Below are 404 nucleotides of genomic sequence, written 5' to 3'. Positions count from 1 at the left end.
AGCGCTGTAGCGTCTACCTCAGCGTCAACAAGTGCAGTAGCGTCTACCTCAGCGTCAACAAGTGCCGTAGCATCTACCTCAGCATCAACAAGTGCCGTAGCGTCTACCTCAGCGTCAACAAGTGCAGTAGCCTCTACCTCAGCAAGCACAAGCGCGGTAGCATCTACCTCAGCAAGCACAAGTGCTGTAGCCTCTACATCAGCGTCAACAAGCGCTGTAGCGTCTACGTCAGCAAGCACAAGCGCAGTAGCCTCTACTTCAGCAAGCACAAGCGCCGTAGCGTCTACCTCAGCATCAACAAGTGCGGTAGCCTCTACCTCAGCAAGCACAAGTGCAGTAGCGTCTACCTCAGCAAGTACAAGCGCTGTAGCGTCTACGTCAGCAAGCACAAGTGCTGTAGCGTC

At 54.5% G+C, this 404-nt stretch carries 1 pseudogene; it reads right to left on the bottom strand.

What is annotated here, in order from left to right:
• Positions 1 to 404: pseudogene (locus N8L90_RS09365) on the bottom strand (hypothetical protein); the annotation flags it as partial.

This window comes from Streptococcus mitis (assembly GCF_946190115.1).
Taxonomy (GTDB): Bacteria; Bacillota; Bacilli; order Lactobacillales; family Streptococcaceae; genus Streptococcus; species Streptococcus mitis_CO.
Note: the sequence above shows the minus strand (reverse complement) of the source record. Positions and strands in the feature narration are given on the sequence as shown.